The sequence below is a fragment of the Thalassobaculum sp. genome, assembly GCF_040219215.1.
In the GTDB taxonomy this organism is placed as follows: Bacteria; Pseudomonadota; Alphaproteobacteria; order Thalassobaculales; family Thalassobaculaceae; genus Thalassobaculum_A.
Genome location: NZ_JAVJSX010000033.1, coordinates 144,333 through 159,752, shown reverse-complemented (window position 1 = coordinate 159,752; position 15,420 = coordinate 144,333). Strand labels below are relative to the sequence as shown.

General features: G+C 66.9%; 12 protein-coding genes. 3 read left to right on the top strand and 9 right to left on the bottom strand.

The window, feature by feature from the left end:
* Window positions 1-136 precede the first annotated feature (136 nt).
* From trxB to RIC54_RS22790, 3 genes are all read right to left on the bottom strand, one after another.
* Window positions 137-1,108: a thioredoxin-disulfide reductase gene (gene trxB / locus RIC54_RS22800; RefSeq protein ID WP_350096927.1), complete on the bottom strand. Its 972-nt coding sequence runs from the start codon at window positions 1,106-1,108 to the stop codon at window positions 137-139.
* Between the two features lie 169 nt (window positions 1,109-1,277).
* The gene (locus tag RIC54_RS22795; protein WP_350096925.1) at window positions 1,278-3,197 is read right to left on the bottom strand and encodes a hypothetical protein; all 1,920 of its coding nucleotides are present in this window, start codon (window positions 3,195-3,197) and stop codon (window positions 1,278-1,280) included.
* An 84-nt stretch (window positions 3,198-3,281) separates the two neighbouring features.
* A complete protein-coding gene (locus RIC54_RS22790) occupies window positions 3,282-4,295 on the bottom strand; it encodes a mitochondrial fission ELM1 family protein (protein ID WP_350096923.1) in 1,014 nt (337 codons plus the stop codon).
* A 107-nt stretch (window positions 4,296-4,402) separates the two neighbouring features.
* Between RIC54_RS22790 and RIC54_RS22785 the strand changes: the two genes are divergently transcribed.
* Window positions 4,403-4,909, top strand: a complete 507-nt coding sequence (locus tag RIC54_RS22785; protein ID WP_350151449.1) for an Lrp/AsnC family transcriptional regulator — start codon at window positions 4,403-4,405, stop codon at window positions 4,907-4,909.
* Window positions 4,910-4,980: 71 nt separating this feature from the next.
* On the opposite strand, the gene greA is transcribed toward RIC54_RS22785, so the two are convergent.
* From greA to carA, 3 genes are all read right to left on the bottom strand, one after another.
* On the bottom strand, window positions 4,981-5,454 hold the full coding sequence (gene greA, locus RIC54_RS22780) for a transcription elongation factor GreA (protein WP_007672909.1): 474 nt from the start codon (window positions 5,452-5,454) through the stop codon (window positions 4,981-4,983).
* A 110-nt stretch (window positions 5,455-5,564) separates the two neighbouring features.
* A complete protein-coding gene (gene carB, locus RIC54_RS22775) occupies window positions 5,565-8,834 on the bottom strand; it encodes a carbamoyl-phosphate synthase large subunit (RefSeq protein ID WP_350096918.1) in 3,270 nt (1,089 codons plus the stop codon).
* Window positions 8,827-10,011: a glutamine-hydrolyzing carbamoyl-phosphate synthase small subunit gene (gene carA / locus RIC54_RS22770; protein WP_350151447.1), complete on the bottom strand. Its 1,185-nt coding sequence runs from the start codon at window positions 10,009-10,011 to the stop codon at window positions 8,827-8,829. The genes carB and carA overlap by 8 nt, the downstream gene beginning before the upstream one ends.
* A gap of 272 nt (window positions 10,012-10,283) precedes the next feature.
* Here carA and RIC54_RS22765 point away from each other — a divergent pair, with 272 nt between their 5' ends.
* The gene (locus RIC54_RS22765; protein WP_350096914.1) at window positions 10,284-10,739 is read left to right on the top strand and encodes a GatB/YqeY domain-containing protein; all 456 of its coding nucleotides are present in this window, start codon (window positions 10,284-10,286) and stop codon (window positions 10,737-10,739) included.
* 90 nt (window positions 10,740-10,829) lie between these two features.
* Here the strand turns inward: RIC54_RS22765 and RIC54_RS22760 are convergent, their stop codons facing one another.
* The gene (locus tag RIC54_RS22760) at window positions 10,830-11,756 is read right to left on the bottom strand and encodes a calcium/sodium antiporter (RefSeq protein WP_350096912.1); all 927 of its coding nucleotides are present in this window, start codon (window positions 11,754-11,756) and stop codon (window positions 10,830-10,832) included.
* Window positions 11,757-12,026: 270 nt separating this feature from the next.
* Here RIC54_RS22760 and RIC54_RS22755 point away from each other — a divergent pair, with 270 nt between their 5' ends.
* A complete protein-coding gene (locus RIC54_RS22755) occupies window positions 12,027-13,763 on the top strand; it encodes an IlvD/Edd family dehydratase (RefSeq protein WP_350096910.1) in 1,737 nt (578 codons plus the stop codon).
* A 63-nt stretch (window positions 13,764-13,826) separates the two neighbouring features.
* Here the strand turns inward: RIC54_RS22755 and RIC54_RS22750 are convergent, their stop codons facing one another.
* Together RIC54_RS22750 and RIC54_RS22745 are read right to left on the bottom strand one after the other, a co-directional pair.
* Window positions 13,827-14,429: a glutathione S-transferase family protein gene (locus RIC54_RS22750; protein WP_350151445.1), complete on the bottom strand. Its 603-nt coding sequence runs from the start codon at window positions 14,427-14,429 to the stop codon at window positions 13,827-13,829.
* 109 nt (window positions 14,430-14,538) lie between these two features.
* Complete coding sequence (locus tag RIC54_RS22745; RefSeq protein WP_350096906.1) at window positions 14,539-15,414, bottom strand: 3-hydroxyacyl-CoA dehydrogenase family protein; 876 nt, start codon at window positions 15,412-15,414, stop codon at window positions 14,539-14,541.
* Window positions 15,415-15,420 lie beyond the last annotated feature (6 nt).

The window sequence follows — 15,420 nt, the reverse complement described above, 5'->3', positions numbered from 1 at the left end:
CCGCGACCGCATGTAATCCCCGCAGCTTGTCCCAGTCCATGACCCGCGCGCCGGTCCTCGCGCGCCGCAGCGCTGCGCCCGTTTATCTCTACAGGAGAGAGGCCGCCGGGTTAACCCTTGCGTCCACGCAACCGGCTCACTCGGCGGCCGCGGCCTGGGTGGAGTCGGCGATTTCCGACCAGTAGCGTTCGGCCTCGAGTGCGGCCATGCATCCCATGCCGGCGGCGGTTACGGCCTGCCGGTACACCTTGTCGACGCAGTCGCCGGCGGCGAACACGCCCGGCACCGTTGTGCGGGTCGAGCCGGGCTCGACGATCAGATAGCCTTCCTCGTCGACTGGCAGATGCCCGCGGAACGGCTTGGTCGCCGGATCGTGGCCGATCGCGACGAACATGCCCTCGGCCGGGATGACCGTGGTGTCGGCGGTGTGGACGTTCTTGATGCGGACGGCTTCCACGCCGGCGAACTGCCCTTCGCCACCCAGCACTTCGTCGACCACATGGTCCCAGATCACCCGGATCTTCGGGTGCCGGAACAGCCGGTCCTGCATGATCTTCTCGGCCCGCAGCGTGTCGCGCCGGTGGACCAGCGTGACGGAACTGCAGATGTTGGCGAGGTACAGGGCCTCCTCCACCGCGGTGTTGCCGCCGCCGACCACCACCACGTCCTTGTTGCGGTAGAAGAAGCCGTCGCAGGTGGCGCAGGCGGAGACGCCGCGGCCGTTGAACTGCTGCTCGCTCGGCAGGCCCAGCCAGCGCGCCTGGGCGCCGGTCGCAACGATCACCGCGTCGGCGAAGTAGATGTCGCCGTTGTCGCCGACGCAGCGCATCGGCCGGGACGTCAGGTCGACGTCGACGATCACGTCATTGACGATCTGGGTGCCGACATGCTCGGCCTGCTTCTGCATCTGCTCCATGAGCCACGGGCCCTGGATGACGTCGGCGAAGCCCGGGTAGTTTTCCACGTCGGAGGTGATGGTCATCTGGCCGCCCGGCTGGAGTCCGGCCACCAGCATCGGTGAAAGGTTGGCGCGCGCGGCGTAGATGCCGGCGGTCAGTCCGGCGGCACCCGCGCCGATAATCAATACCTTCACGCGATGCTCGGCCATCGACTTCTCCACTCTTCAGGATGCGCCCAACATAGGGAGCCTGGACGGCGGTCTCAACCGGTTGCGTGCCGGTTTGCGGCATCGCTGCAATCGTGCCGAGTCGGTGATGGCCGAGTGCCGCTGCGGCGTTGCCCGCGGGGGCGGGTTCGGCGGCGACTCCGAGGGTCGGTCAGAACCCGAACATGTGATCCAGCGAGAACGCCACTCCGTCGCGGATCAGGCCGTGATAGCCGAACAGCCGGCAGGTGGTGTCTCTGATCAGCACATAGCCGCCGCCCCTGGCCCGGTCGAGATCGCGCTTCTCGAACATCTCGGACGCCCGCCACAGCCGGGACCCGCCACACGGAATGGCCAGCGGGGTGTGGGCGATCTCGGAGCCGTTGGCCCCGGTCAGCGCCAATTCGGTCGACGATGCCGCGTGCCAGGGCGTCGAGGCCGGGTAAATCAGGTGGCACAGGGTGTCGACCGCGTCGAGATCATGGCCAAGCCGCAAGAACAGGCGGGTCGACAGGCCGGGTGGCGGGCCGCCATAGCTCTGCGGCTCGCCCCGGAAAGTCAGCAGGCCGTTGAACACGTGGGCGCCGAAGCTGGTGTCGGCGGCGTGGCCGGTCTCGCGGTCCTCGTAGCGGAACAGGCCGTGCAACCAGCCGTCGGCCGCATCGTCGGCGCCGGCCTCGAAGTCGTAGATCAGTTCCATGTGGCCGTAGCCGGACGGCAGGGACGCGCCATTCAGGATCTCGCCGGCTTCGACCGCCACGCTGTCGCAGCGAGCCAGCACGCCGAAGCGGTGGCGGGCGGCCTCGGCGCCGTCGGCGTCGTAGATCACCGCCTGGACCGGCAGGCGGACCTGGGCCGTCGACATCGGAGTCGGCAGGGCGTGGGAGCGGTAGCGGGCCAACGGTAGGATCGGAGCCGGCAGGATCCAGCCCTTGCCCAGGTGCCGTGACGCCTCGGCGATCTTGGGGTCGGCCTTCAGGTCGACCCGCTCGACGTTGACGTGGGCGATGCGGTTGCGGCGGTTGCCGGCCTGCACCTCATAGCGCGGACGCACCACGTGCTTGCCGGCCTGCAACTCGAACTGGGCCGGCCAGCGCTCGTCCGGGAACAGTATCGCCGGATCCAGCGCCCGGCAGCCGAAGCCGGGGATCGCGGTGTCGAACGGTCGGACCACGTCGCTTCCCATGCGGTTCAGGCCGATGGCGCCCGCCGGCACGGGGGTCGGATGGGCGTTCTGCAGCCACAGGGTCACCCGTTCGCCGTCCTTCGCGGCCGGCAACCCGGCATACAGATCGGCCGGCCAGGCGTTGGCGTCGTGGGTGCAGGACAACTCGTCCCCGTCGTCGCCGTAGGTGTCGACCGCGTACTTGACGACGTCGTGGCCGCGCGCACCGATGGCATGGATGAACAGGGTGCCGGCGAACGCGTCCAGGCCGAAGCGCTGGCGGATCTCCGCGCTGTCGAGCACGATCCCGGACACCCCGTCGTCCAGGGACTGCTCCCAGGTCGCCAGCACGCCGCCGTCGGTGTCGAACAGCCGCATCCACAGCCGGAGCCCCTTGGCCCCGTAGCCGGTCCAATAGTTGGCTGTGACCAGCCGGGTGTGCCGGCCGTCCTGGTCGCGCAGGAAGGCGTGGTTGGTGGCGAAGTTCAGCGGGTCCAGATACTTGCGCGGGTTGGTCAGAAGGGCGTCCGGCAGCCGGACTGCGTCGAGGGTGAGCAGTTCCACGCCCGCCGGCAACAGGTGCCGGACGTGGTCGGCGGCGCGGCCGGCGTCGAACCCGGCGATCAGCACCGTTCCGGCCGTGGTGGCGGCCAGTTCGGTCACCGGCCGGGCGGTGTGTCCCAGGATGTCCTCGCCGATCCGCTCCACCGCCTGCACGAACACGTCGCTGATCGTCAGCGTGGACAGGTCGTGCAACTCAGCCAGGGTGCCGAGATGGCCCATCGGGTCGTACAATGCGACCGGCCCCGCCGCTGCCAGCCGGCCGAGCAGCGCGTCGATTGCCTCGGCTGTGAGCGGGTGCCCGACCGCCTTGAAGAAGCTGAAACCGCCGACCTGGTTCGAGAAGGTGTCGATCTTGAGGGCCATGGCGCGCGTCCGGCTGCGGTCGATGGGATCGGTGAGGATGCATACCCGACCGGCGCGGTCCGGGCAACGCGGTGCGGCAACCGGTCAGGCGTGGACGATGCCGGCGTCCAGCAGGCGTTGGCGCAGCAGCGCGCCGACCCGCGGGGTTTCGTCCAGCGGCGTGTGCGACCAGGTCTCGATCCGCCCCTCGAAAACGCGGGTATGGCCTGCGGTCCGCAGGCGTTCGTGGAAGGACGCCAGCCGGCCGTTCTCCGCCTCGACGGTCGCCACGTGAACCGGCTTGCCGGTAGCGCAGGCCTCCGACGCCATGTTCACGGAATCCGAGGTGACGACCAGGGCGTCGGCCAACGCAAGAAAACCGAGATAGGGGTTTTCTCCGGCGCCGTTCCAGACGATTGCCGGAACGTCCGCCAGTCCATCCTTCAGCGCAATACGAGTGGCGGCATCGGTGCGCCGCGAGGTTGCGACCAGCAGGCCGGCGCCGTCGTTCGCCACCTGCCGCAACTGCTCGACGAACCGGGCAACGGCGTCGGCCGAGAAGTCATAGCGCTTGTTGCTGCCGCCGACCATTACGGCCACGTAGGGGCGCGGCAGGCCGGCGACCTCGATCTCCCATTGCCGGGCGGCGTCGGCCAGGATGGCGGGGTCGTGCGGATTGAGGGCGCCGAGAGTTGTCACGACGTTCGGCCCCCGGGTCGGATCGTGCTCCGGCACCACCAGCAGGTCGAACCGTCGCGGATCAAGCCGCGGGTCCTGGATGTGCGCCAGGAAGGTACGGCCGCCCGACAACCGCTTGACCGCGATTGCCGCACCGGCGGTGCGGCGACCGCAGGAGATCACCACGTCGGGCCAGGGTTCCACCATCGGATCGCCGCCGGCGGATGCGGGGATGCCTGGAACCGCGCCGAGTACCGGCAGCGCCCGCAGCAACAGGCTCGGGTGGATGCGCTTGATGATCGGCATCAGACCGGCGGCCTTGGCCAGCCCCAGGCACTGGATTCGCATGCCGACGGTGCCGTCGGTGAGGATCCAGGTGATCGGCTGATGGGGTTCGGCAGCGGCCGCGACAGGCACCGACTCGGCGGGATTCTCGGACATTTATATCACGATCACGTAATAATCTTGCGTCGAAACCATGGTGAACCTATGTTGATTTCTCCGGCGCCGTACCGCGCCATCCCCCATCACCGACAGGGAGCCGCGCGATGCGTCGCGTGAAATTGGACCGGATCGATCGCCGCATTCTGCGCGATCTCCAAGACGACGGCCGGATGACCAACGTCGAACTGGCGAGCCGGGCCGGTATTTCGGCCCCTCCCTGCCTGCGACGGGTGCGGGCGCTGGAGGAGGCCGGCTACATCCGGGGATACCACGCCGACATCGCACCGGAAATGCTCGGCTTCTCGGTCACGATCTACGCCCATGTCGGTCTGACCAGCCAGGCCGAAGCCGATCTTGCCCGGTTCGAGAAGATGGTCGGCGATTGGCCGGAAGTCCGTGAGTGCCACATGCTGATGGGCGAGGCGGACTTCCTGCTGAAGATCGTCGCCCGTGACTGGGATGCCTTCCAGCGCTTCCTGACCAGCCGCCTGACGTCGGCGCCCCTGGTTTCCAACGTGAAGACCGTTTTGGTGATCCGCACCCGAAAGCGGTTGCCCGGTGTCCCGATCGACGAGGAACCCGACGACGAGGACGACGACGTCGAAGCCTGATGGAGGTCTCGACGAACGAAAAGGGATGGCGCGCCCGGGAGCTCCGCCATCCCTGAACCGTTTGAACGGGCTTACTGAATAGCGATCGACAGGATCTCCAGGCTTTTCGCGCCGCGCGGCGTCGCCACCTCGACGGAATCGCCGACGCGCTTGCCGATCAGTGCGCGCGCGATCGGCGAGGCGGTCGAGATCATGCCCTTCGACAGATCCGCTTCGTAGGGACCGACGATCGTGTACTTGGTCTCTTCGTCGGTATCCTCATCGGCGACTTCGACGGTCACGCCGAAGGTCACGGTGTCGCCGGTCAGTTTCTTGATGTCGATGACTTCGCATCGGCTGATGACATCCTCAAGCTCGGCGACCCGGCCTTCAATGAAGGACTGGCGGTCGCGCGCAGCGTGATACTCGGCGTTTTCCGACAGGTCGCCATGCTCGCGCGCCTCGGCGATCGCCTTGATGACGGCCGGTCGTTCAACCGATTTGAGCTGCCTCAACTCGTCCTGAAGACGCTGAAACCCGATCGCTGTAATAGGAACCTTGTCCATCGGCCCACGCTGTCCATTAACCCGCAAAAATCCAAACCGTCCGTCCCGGGCGCCGCAACCAACCGGCTATGTAGGGAAACCGCTATGGTCCCCCGCCCGTGCCGCGTCCGTCAGAACGATCCGGACAAGTAGGACTGCAGGGGAGCCACTTCAAGGCGCCCGGCCTTCATCGCCTCGATCGCTCGAACCGCCGCGCGAGCGCCTTCGACGGTCGTATAGTAGGGAATATTGTGGGTCAGCGCGGTATGGCGCAAGCTGAAACTGTCTCGTATGGCTTGCGCACCCTCGGTGGTGTTGATCACCAGATCGACATGACCGGACAGCATGTTGTCCACAATGTGCGGCCGTCCCTCGAGCACTTTCTTCACGCGATGCGAAGGAATTGACTGCGCATCCAGTGCGTCGGCGGTGCCGGCGGTGGCCATCAAGGTGAAGCCGATACGGTGCAGATCGCCGGCAATACGGACGATCGCCGCCTTGTCGGCATCGCGGACCGACACGAATACGGCACCGTGCGACGGCAGCACCACGCCGGCGCCGAGCTGCGACTTGGCGAAGGCCCGGTCGAAGGTCCTGTCGATGCCCATGACCTCGCCGGTCGAGCGCATCTCGGGGCCGAGGATGATGTCGGTGCCGGGGAAGCGGGCGAATGGGAATACCGCTTCCTTGACCGCGACGTGGCCGAGCTTCTGCTCCGGCAGGTCGAAAGCCGTCAGTTTCTCGCCGGCCATCACGCGGGCGGCGATCTTGGCAATCGGCGCGCCGGTGGCCTTGGCGACGAACGGCACGGTGCGGCTGGCGCGCGGATTGACCTCGAGGATGAACACCTCGCCGTCCTTGACCGCGAACTGCACGTTCATCAGCCCGACCACGCCCAATCCGTGGGCGAGCATGGTGGTCTGGCGCTTGACCTCGGTGATGATCGGGTCCGGCAATGATACCGGCGGCAGCGAACAGGCGCTGTCACCGGAATGGATCCCGGCTTCCTCGATGTGTTCCATGACGCCGGCAATGAACACGTCGGTGCCGTCGCAGACCGCGTCGACGTCGATCTCAGTCGCGCTGCGCAGGAAGCTGTCGATCAGCACCGGGTTCTTGCCGGAGACCACGACAGCGTTGCTCATGTAGCGGCGCAGGCCCTCGATGTCGTGGACGATCTCCATGGCACGCCCGCCGAGCACGTAGGAGGGGCGGATCACCACCGGGTAGCCGATGGTGTCGGCAACCTTTTCGGCCTGCTCGATCGAGGTGGCGGTGCCGTTCTCCGGCTGGCGCAGCTTCAGCTTGTGCAGCAGTTTCTGGAAGCGCTCGCGGTCCTCCGCCAGATCGATCGCGTCCGGCGAGGTGCCGAGGATCGGGATCTGCGCCTTTTCAAGCGCTGCCGCCAGCTTCAGCGGGGTCTGCCCGCCGAACTGCACGATGACGCCTAGAACCTCGCCGTTCGAACGTTCGCCTTCGACCAGTTCGATCACGTCCTCGGTGGTCAGCGGCTCGAAGTACAGCCGGTCGGAGGTGTCGTAGTCGGTCGAGACGGTTTCCGGGTTGCAGTTGACCATGATGGTCTCGAACCCGGCGTCCGACAGGGCGTAGGCGGCGTGGACGCAGCAGTAGTCGAACTCGATGCCCTGGCCGATCCGGTTCGGTCCGCCGCCGAGGATCACGATCTTGCGGCGGTCGGTCGGCTCGGCCTCGTTGTCGGCCGCCAGCGTGCCGTCCGGGCCGGACATACCAGTCTCGTAGGTCGAGTACATGTACGGGGTGTCGGATGGGATCTCGCCGGCGCAGGTGTCGATGCGCTTGTAGACCGGGCGCACCCCTGCACTGCGGCGGCGCGCCGAGACGACGTCCTCCTCATGCGCGGTAATCTGGCCGAGCCGGGCGTCGGAGAAGCCCATCGCCTTGGCGGCCAGCCAGCCGGCAGGGTCGGTGGGCAGGCCGTCGGCCGCCAGCCGCGCTTCGGCTTCGACGATCGCCTTGATGCGTTCCAGGAACCAGGGGTCGATCCGGCAGGCGGCGTGCACTTCCTCCACAGAGAGGCCGACGCGCAGCGCCTGGGCCACCTTCAGCAGGCGGTCGGCGGTCGGCTCGCTCAGCGCCGAGATGATCCGCTGCCGGTCGATTTCGCCGCCCTCGGTGCCGGGCAGGTCGATCGGGTCGAGGCCGGACAGGCCGGTCTCCAGGCTGCGCAGCGCCTTCTGTAGCGATTCCTCGAAGGTCCGGCCGATCGCCATCGCCTCGCCGACCGACTTCATCGAGGTGGTCAGCCGGGCGTCGGCGCCGGCGAACTTCTCGAAGGTGAAGCGCGGGATCTTGGTGACGACGTAGTCGATCGTGGGCTCGAAGCTGGCCGGCGTCACCTTGGTGATGTCGTTGTCGAGTTCGTCCAGGGTGTAGCCGACCGCCAGCTTGGCGGCGATCTTGGCGATCGGGAAGCCGGTGGCCTTCGACGCCAGCGCCGAGGAGCGCGACACTCGCGGGTTCATCTCGATGACGATCTGCCGGCCGGTCGCCGGGTCGACCGCGAACTGCACGTTCGAGCCGCCGGTCTCGACGCCGATCTCACGCAGCACCGCGATCGAGGCGTTGCGCATGCGTTGGTATTCTTTGTCGGTCAGGGTCAGCGCCGGCGCCACGGTCATCGAGTCGCCGGTGTGGATGCCCATCGGGTCGATGTTCTCGATCGAGCAGACGATGATGCAGTTGTCCGCGCGGTCGCGGATCACCTCCATCTCGAATTCCTTCCAGCCGAGGACCGATTCCTCGATCAGCACCTCGTTGACCGGCGATAGCCGCAGGCCGTTCTGGACGATCTGCTCGTATTCCTCGCGGTTGTAGGCGATGCCGCCGCCCTGGCCGCCCAGGGTATAGGACGGCCGGATGATCGCCGGCAGCCCGACATGGTCGAGCGCTTCGGCCGCCTCCTCGAACTTGCCGATCATCCGCGAGCGCGGGGTGTCGAGCCCGATCGCGTCCATGGCGACCCGGAACTGCTGGCGGTCCTCGGCCTTCTCGATGGCGGCCAGATCGGCGCCGATCAGCTTGACCCCGAATTCCTCCAGCGTGCCGTCGCGGGCCAGGGCACGGGCGGTGTTCAGCGCGGTCTGCCCACCCATGGTCGGCAGCAGGGCGTCGGGACGCTCGCGCTCGATCACCCGGCGGACCATCTCCGGGGTGATCGGCTCGATGTAGGTGGCGTCCGCCGTGCCCGGATCGGTCATGATCGTGGCGGGGTTGGAGTTCACCAGGATGACCCGGTAGCCCTCCTCGCGCAGCGCTTTGCACGCCTGGGTCCCGGAGTAGTCGAACTCGCAGGCCTGGCCGATGACGATCGGCCCGGCGCCGACGATCAGGATGCTCTGGATGTCGGTGCGTTTAGGCATTGCGTTCCATCAACTCCCGGAAACGGGCGAACAAGTAGTGGCTGTCCATCGGCCCCGGCGAGGCCTCCGGGTGGTACTGCACGGAGAACACCGGCTTGCCGTCGACCTTCAGGCCTTCGATCGAGCCGTCGAACAGCGAGCGGTGGGTCACGGTCACGCCGTCGGGCAGCGAGCCCTCGGCGATCACGAAGCCGTGGTTCTGGCTGGTGATTTCGACCTTGCCGGTTTCCAGGTCCTTGACCGGGTGGTTGGCACCGCGATGGCCCATATGCATCTTCTCGGTCTTGGCGCCCAAGGCCAGGGCCAGCATCTGGTGGCCGAGGCAGATGCCGAACAGCGGCTTGCCGCTGTCGACCAGCCGGCGCAGTTCCGGCACCGCGTACACGCCGGTCGCAGCCGGGTCGCCCGGACCGTTCGCCAGGAACACGCCGTCCGGGTTGTGGCCGAGGATCACGTCGGCGGTGCTGCTGGCCGGCACCACGGTCACCCGGCAGCCCTGGGAGGCAAGATTGCGCAGGATGTTGCGCTTGGCGCCGTAGTCGACGGCGACCACATGGAAGCGTGGTTCCGCAAGCGTGCCGAACCGGTCGCTGCGGCCGTCGTCGGCGAACTCCCACAACGTCTCGTCCCAGGCGTAGGTCTGGGTGCAGGACACCGTCTTGGCGAGGTCCATTCCTTCCAGCCCCGGCCAGTCGGCGGCCATCGCCTGTAGTGCCGCGACATCGATCCTACCGTCGGGGGCGTGGCACAGCACGCCGACCGGGGCGCCGAGGTCGCGGATCCGCCGGGTCAGGCGCCGGGTGTCGATGCCGGACAGGCCCGGCAGGTCGACCGATTTCAACCAGTCGTCCAGGTGGCGCTGCGAGCGGTAGTTCGACGGGTCGGTGACGTCGGCGCGCAGCACGCAGCCGAGCGAGGCCGGCGTGGTGCTCTCCAGGTCGTTTGGATTGGCGCCGACATTGCCTATATGAGGGAACGTGAAGGTGATGATCTGGCCAGCATAGGAAGGATCGGTCAGGATTTCCTGGTAGCCGCTCATCGAGGTGTTGAAGCAGACCTCGCCGACGCGGGTGACCGCGGCTCCGAACCCTCGCCCCCAGAAGACCGTGCCGTCGGAGAGCACGAGGGCGCCGGTGGCGCCGGGCGGTGGAGTGGCGGGCGCGGAAGGGTCGGACATGGGCAGGCTCCGGTCGGGCGGATGCCGCGCGCGCGTGGGGGGCCCGGCGGGTGCGCTGGGCTTGAAATCCTACTGCGAACGGGCAAATTGGCCGGTTGATAGGCGAAAGGCCGCCCGGCGTCAAGCTGGAAGAATCTGCGAGAATGCAGCAAAATCAATATGTTGCATTCATCTGCCTTGTTTGCATGGTCTGAAGCGATCCTGTAATGTCCGGCATCCGCCACCAGAGGCGGGGGACGGGCGACGGCTTCGGTCCTTGGGGAGAACCGGCTATGTTGCGCGAACAGCTTACCGCTGCGATGAAAGACGCGATGCGCGCGAAGGACACTCGCGCGCTCGCTACAGTGCGTCTGATCCTTGCTGCCTTGAAGGACCGCGACATCGCGGTTCGTGACAAAGGCAACACGGAGGGCGTTGGCGAGGACGAGATCCTGTCGATGCTGCAGACCATGATCAAGCAGCGCCAGGAATCGATCCGGCTCTACGAGCAGGGCGGGCGCTGCGAGCTCGCCGAGCAGGAGCAGGAGGAAATCGACGTCATCCGCCGCTTCATGCCGACGCCGATCGAAGGCGACGAGCTGGAGACGGCGGTGAAGACGACGATAAAGGAAATCGGTGCCGCCGACCTGAAGGACATGGGCCGGACCATGGCCGCCCTGAAGGAGCGGTATCCCGGGCGTATGGACTTCTCCAAGGTTTCCGGGATCGTTCGGTCGTCGCTGGTCTGACGTTTCGCGCCGTGAATTCTGGATCGGGCTGAAGCCTGTCCGGGATGACGGCGTTGGACGGCCCCGTTTCCGTCAGTCTCTCCGCGGCCTTCAGGCCAGCGCCAGCCAGCCGATATAGCCGCCGTACAGGGCAACGAAGCTGACGCCCTCGAGCCGGCAGATCTGCCGGCCGGTCGTCGCGAACACCAGCAGCAGCAGGGTTGCCGAGACCATCACCCACACATCGGTGGACGCGATGTCGTCCGGCATCGGGACCGGCTTGACCAGGGCGGTGGTGCCGAGGATGCCCAGCACGTTGTAGATGTTGCTGCCGAGGATGTTGCCGAGCGCGATGTCGGCCTGACGGCGCACCGCGGCGATCACCGACGTCGCCAGCTCGGGCAGGGAGGTCCCGATCGCCACCACGGTCAGGCCGATCACCGATTCCGAAACGCCTGAGGTGCGTGCCAGCGCGATGGCCGCGTCGACCAGCAGGTCCGCACCGCAGATCAGAACGGCGAGCCCGGCAACCGTCAGGAAGATCGCCAGCAGGATGTTGGTCTGGGGAGCCGCCTCCTCGGCGGCCGGGCACTCCGCGCAGGCCGGATGCCGGATGGTCACGTAAATGTAGGCCACCAGACCGGCGACCAGCAGCGCGCCGGTCAGTCGGTCGATCCCGTCAAGGGCCGCCAGGACGAGGCAGGCCACCGCCGCGGCGAGCGCGATCACCCCGTCGCGCCGCAGCACGGCGCGGTCGACCGCGATCGGCGCCAGCATGGCCGACAGGCCGAGGATCAGCAGGATATTCGCGATGTTGGAGCCGACAACGTTTCCGACCGCGATGCCGGGCGCACCGACCAGGGCCGCTTCGACGCTGGTAACCAGTTCCGGCATTGAGGTCCCGAACCCGACGACCACGACGCCGACCACGAAGTGCGGCATGCCGAGCCGTTCGGCGATCGAGGTGGCGCCGCGGACCAGCACCTCGCCACCCACCAGCAACAGGACCAGGCCGGCGAGCAGCAGCAAGATTGTCATCGGTTGATCCGTTCTGTTGCCGTATCTGCCGGCGGAGAATGCCATCCGTACGGGCGTAACGGCTTTAGATGGGCGGCGCGTCAGGTTGCGCCACTGACATTAACGCAATGCCAGCCCTGCGCCACGCGCATGACGCTCGATCGGTGCGGCCTACAGGCTGCCTTGACCGGCCGGGGCGTCGGGGGCAGGCTGCGGCCCTAAGTCGTATGACTACATGCCAATTCCCGTCACGAAGCCGCGCCAGCGACCGTCTCCCGGAGGAAACCGACCATGACCGACCGTCACGATCCCATGAAGGGCAAACGCCGTTCCTCGCAATGGTGGGGCAAGACGGACAAGGACGGGTTCGCGCACCGCTCCTGGATGAAGAACCAGGGCTTTCCGGCTCACCTGTTCGACGGCCGTCCGGTGATCGGCATCGCCAACACGTTCAGCGAGTTCAACCCCTGCAACGCGCATTTCCGCAAGATCGCCGAGCACGTGAAGCGCGGCATCTACGAGGCCGGCGGCTTCCCGGTCGAGTTCCCGGTGTTCTCGAACTCCGAGAGCCAGTTGCGGCCGACTGCCATGCTGTACCGCAACCTGGCCTCGATGGACGTCGAGGAGGCGATCCGTGGCCTGCCGATGGACGGCGTGGTGCTGCTGGTCGGCTGCGACAAGACCACCCCCGCCCTGCTGATGGGCGCGGCCAGCTGCGACCTGCCGACGATCTGCGTGTCCGGCGGGCCGATGCTGAACGGCCGCTACAAGAACGAGAAGATCGGGTCCGGCACCCACATCTGGAAGTTCTCGGAAGCGGTCCGCGGCGGTCAGATGACCATCGAGGACTTCATGAGTGCGGAGGCCGACAACTCGCGCTCGGCCGGTCACTGCATGACAATGGGCACCGCGTCGACAATGGCGTCGATGGCCGAGTCGCTGGGCATGGCGCTGCCGGGCAACGCCGCGATCCCGGCGGTCGACTCCCGCCGCTATGTGCTGGCGCACATGTCCGGCATGCGGGCGGTCGAGATGGTGATCGAGGACCTGAAGCTGTCCAAGATCCTGACCAAGCAGGCGTTCGAGAACGCCATCGTCACCAACGGCGCGATCGGCGGGTCGACCAACGCGGTGGTGCACCTGCAGGCGATCGCCGGGCGGGTCGGTGTCGAACTCGATCTGGACGACTGGGACCGGCTGGGCCGCGACGTGCCGTGCCTGCTGAACCTGATGCCGTCGGGCGAGCACCTGATGGAGGACTTCTACTACGCGGGCGGCCTGCCGGCGATCCTGCGCGAGATCGGCGACTTCCTGAACAAGGACGCCATTACCGCCAACGGCAAGACCATCTGGGAGAACGTCAAGGACGCGCCGTGCTGGAACCGCGACGTGATCTTCCCGCTGGGCGAGCCGTTCAAGCCGAACGGCGGCATCGCGGTGCTGCGCGGCAACCTGTTCCCGAACGGCTCGGTGCTGAAGCCGTCGGCGGCGACCCCGGAACTGCTGGTCCACAAGGGCCGGGCGGTCGTGTTCGAGGACATCGAGGACTACAAGGCGCGGATCGACGACGAGAGCCTCGACATCGACGAGACCTGCATCATGGTGCTCAAGAACTGCGGCCCGAAGGGCTATCCGGGCATGGCCGAGGTCGGCAACATGGGGCTGCCCCCGAAGGTCCTGCGCAAGGGCATCACCGACATGATCCGGGTGTCCGACGCCCGCATGTCCGGCACCGCCTACGGCACGGTGATCCTGCACGGTGCGCCGGAAGCGGCGGCCGGCGGCACCCTGGCGCTGGTGCGTTCCGGCGACATGATCGAACTCGACGTGCCGAAGCGCCGCCTGCACCTGGACGTGTCGGACGCGGAACTTGAGAAGCGCCGCGCCGCCAGCCCGGCGTTCAGCAACGGCTACGACCGCGGCTACACCAAGCTGTACGTCGATACCGTCAACCAAGCCGACAAGGGCGCTGACCTTGACTTCCTGGTCGGCAAGTCCGGCACCCCGGTGATGCGCGAGAGTCATTGATCAGCACCCCACCACGGCCGTCGGGAATGGCGGCCGTGGTGGGTGCAGGACGTCAAGCCCGCCTTAGACGACGGCCATGGCGCGCTTGACGGCCGGCCGGCTGCCGACCGCATCGGCCCAGCGCTTCAGGTCCGCCATGCCGCCCTTGGCTTCGACCAGGGCGCGGCGGCCATCATAGACCGGGTACAGGGCCATGTCGGCCAGGCCGTACTCGCCGGCTAGGTAGTCGCTCTGGCCCAGCCGCTGGTCGGCGTGACCCAGGAAGCCGAGCAGCCGCTCCTCGAAGAACGTCTGGGCGGCTTGGTCCTTGAGCTTGGTCGACGAATAGAAGATCGCGCTGCTGGTCGGCGCGATGTCGGTCAAGGCGAACAGCATCCACTGCAGGTGTGCCGCCTTGGTGGCAGCGTCCTTCGGCAGGAACTTGCCGGTCTTCTCGGCAAGGTACAGCAGGATCGCGCCGGACTGTGCGATCGCAACGTCCTTGCCGCCGTCGTGGTCGACGATCGCCGGGATCGCGCCAATCGGGTTGATCTTGAGGAACTCCGGGCTGCGCCCTTCGCCCTTCATCAGATCGAGCTGGTGGGTGGTGTAGGCAACGCCGCATTCCTCGAGCATGAGGGCCGGGCGACGACCGTTTCCGGTGCCGGCGGTGTAGAAGTCGATCATCGAGTGAAGCTCCGGGTTCGCTGAATGACGGGACCGGTGATGGCGGTCGAACGACCGCTCCGTCCCGACGCATCAGAGTACAACGAACCCGGCGCCCACCATACTGGGATCAGCCGACCCGCTTGCCCTTGTCGTCGTAGCGGTACCAGCCGCGGCCGTAGCGGCGGCCGAGGCGGCCGGCGGCGTGCAGTTGCTTGATGGTCGGCCGGGTGTGCATGCGGTCGCCGTAGGCGTCCTCCAGGATCTGCGACACCTTGAGCGTCAGGTCGAGCGTGATGTTGTCCATCAGCTCGAACGGGCCGACCGGGTGTCCGAGGCCGAGCTTGCAGCCGGTGTCGATGTCCTCCGGCGTACAGGCACCTTCCTCGACCAGGCGGATCGCCTCGTCCCACATGGCGAACAGGATGCGGTTGACCGCGAAGCCGACCACATCCTTCACCTGGATCGGGCTCTTGCCGACGTCCTCGCAGGCCTGGGTGGCGGCCTTCACGACCTCGGGGTCGCTGTCGAAGCCGGAAATCACTTCGACCAGCTTCATACGGGTGACCGGCGAGAAAAAGTGCAGGCCGAGGAAGTTCTTCTGCCGGGCCTCAGAGAAGTTCGACGCCAGCACCGAGATCGAGATCGACGAGGTGTTCGACGCGATGATCGCGTCCGGCTTCAGCACGGCGTCCAGGTCCTTGTAGACCTTGGCCTTAACCGCCTGATCCTCGGTCACCGCCTCGATCACCATGTCGACGTCGCCGAAGCTGGAAACGTCGGTCGAGGTCTCGATGTTGGCCAGCGCGCGCGGCTTGTCGGCCTCGGTGTAGAAGCCGCGGCCGATGCCGGAATCCAGCGTCGCTTCCAGTTTCTTCATCGCCTTGTCGACGAACGCCTTGTCGGTGTCCATCAGGCGGACTTTCCGGTCGGCGAGCGCAAACACCAGCGCGATCTCCGAGCCCATCATGCCGGCGCCGCACACGCCGATCTTCTGGATGGTCATCAAATT